Origin of the sequence: Halobacillus sp. BBL2006, assembly GCF_000786645.1 — a bacterium.
GTDB lineage: Bacteria > Bacillota > Bacilli > Bacillales > Halobacillaceae > Halobacillus.
In genome coordinates, this window is the sequence record NZ_JRNX01000114.1 from 1 (window position 1) to 2,130 (window position 2,130).

A 2,130-nucleotide genomic window follows, 5' to 3' on the forward strand; every position below is an offset into this window, starting at 1 on the left:
ATAATAAAAAAAAAAGAGACTTCCGAATTCGGAAGTCTCTTTTCTAACTAGTAACGCTTATTTTTGAACGTTAGCAGCTTGTGGTCCACGGTTACCTTCAACAATTTCAAAGGAAACTGTCTCGTTTTCTTCTAACGTTTTGAAACCTTCGCCTTGAATAGCAGAGAAATGAACGAATACATCGTCTTGCCCTTCTACTTCAATAAAACCAAAACCTTTACTTTCATTAAACCATTTAACATTACCTTGTAACATAAATTGTTACCTCCTGCGTGGAACTGATCCACAATGTATTACTATTATTGCTCTGCATATTCATTCCAGACGAAAGTGACTTACTAGTTACTTTGCTTTCAATTGTAAACGAACAAGAATAATTAATTTTAATTATATCAACAAAGGATCTACCCGTCAACCGGGGGTCTCTTGGCAACCAAGGTGTGATAAAACAATCATTACATTTGGATACGTTTTTAAGTTATGAAATATCAGTCGCTTTTGCTTTTTCTGCGACCTCCTGAGCTAAATCTGGAGAGGACGTCGTCATATCGATGACAAAAACCTGGTTTCGCATTTTCTAAGATGACTTCTTCCCCGAAGTACACCTCTTCCACATCGCTCGGTAATGATGATATCGGAGTGCTTCGCTAAAGAAGCCACACTGTCCTGCCAGTTTGCTCCTTCCACTAAGAGGTCATTGGCTATTTCCTTCGTCCGTGTGAACACATTTAGTTCATATCAGATTGGATTTGTTTCAAGCATAGCAATTTCCAAACACAATATAGAAGAAAAGCAGATCACCCTCGATAAAAGGTGACCTGCTGCTTATTGTTACTTTTATAAAATGCTATTTGTACTACAAGCCTTAAGTATTTTAATCCATCACAATAATTTTTTGCTTCTCATACAAATCCTTAATCTCTGGTTTTACTTGATTTGTGATTAAATAAGTCAGATGATCCGTCGGACAAACAATATGGTTGGAAATCGTATCCAACTTATCATTCGTTACCATCCCAAGGATTTCTGTAGAAATAGATGCCATTTTTCGCTTCACTAAGGCTTCGGACAAACTTGGCACACTTATTCCTATTTCAGGATCAATTTTATAAATCCCCATGATATATAAATCTGCCCTCATTGTCGTTAGTGATTCAAAGGTATCAATCCCCAAATTAACCATGGACTGTTTAAATAAGGTCCCTCCAATCATAATCACTTCCACATTTTTATGGTTAGAGAGTGCCATCGCAATCGGTGGACTGTTGGTAATGACCGTACCCTTTAAGGACAGAGGAAGCTGATGGACCAATTGTAAGTTCGTTGTCCCGCCATCGATTAAGATAACCATATCGTCTTTGATCAGGTCCAGGGCCTTGGTAGCTAAATTCACCTTCGTTTCATTATAGATCCCCTGCCGCGTTGAAAAGTCTTCGACGGGAGGTCCTTTTCTGAGCGCCCCACTGTGCACTCTTTTAATAACACCCTGGTTATCCAACTCTTTTAAGTCTCTTCGAATCGTATCTTCTGAAACGGACAGTCGTTTACTTAAGTCGCTTGCAATCACTTTGTGTTCCTCATTTAGAATATCAACAATTTTTTGTTGGCGTTCTTGTTTAAGCATAAACGTATGACTCCTCTTAGAATTTCCTAAATTATATCACATTTTTTCATTCGGAAAAAATTAAAACGGGCATAAAAATGCAAAAAAGCGCAAAGAAACCCTTTACATTTTCTAAAACATGCAGTAACATGACAAAAAAGGCACAAAAGCAAAAACAAGGAGGCACAAACATGCAAAATAAAATTACGATAGCTCCATCCATTATGTGTGCGGATCTCTGTAATTTAGAAAAAAGCGTGAAAGAAATTGAACGTGCAGGACTGGATACTTTACACATTGATGTCATCGATGGAAGTTTCAGCCCTAGCATGCCCCTCGGTATCTCAACAATTGAACAATTAAGAAAAATAACAGATATGAAGTTCGATGTTCACATTATGTCCAATGACAATGAGTTTTTCATCCAGGAGATGCTCAACATCGGCGTCGATCAAATCACCTTCCATATTGAAACCAGTTCACATATCGATCGCTATATCAATTTAATTAAAAAGCATGACACCAAA

The 2,130-nt window shown here is 37.6% G+C and carries 3 protein-coding genes; 1 reads left to right on the forward strand and 2 read right to left on the reverse strand.

Annotation, left to right across the window (positions count from 1 at the left end; genetic code table 11):
* Positions 1–57 precede the first annotated feature (57 nt).
* Both LD39_RS04250 and LD39_RS04255 read right to left on the reverse strand, forming a co-directional pair.
* Positions 58–255: a cold-shock protein gene (locus LD39_RS04250; RefSeq protein WP_035543224.1), complete on the reverse strand. Its 198-nt coding sequence runs from the start codon at positions 253–255 to the stop codon at positions 58–60.
* 619 nt (positions 256–874) lie between these two features.
* Entirely contained in the window at positions 875–1,624 is a 750-nt protein-coding gene (locus LD39_RS04255) for a DeoR/GlpR family DNA-binding transcription regulator (RefSeq protein WP_035543226.1), read from the reverse strand.
* A gap of 170 nt (positions 1,625–1,794) precedes the next feature.
* On the opposite strand from LD39_RS04255, the gene LD39_RS04260 reads away from it, so the two are divergent.
* A partial coding sequence (locus LD39_RS04260) for a ribulose-phosphate 3-epimerase (RefSeq protein WP_035543228.1) occupies positions 1,795–2,130 on the forward strand: 336 nt, incomplete at its 3' end.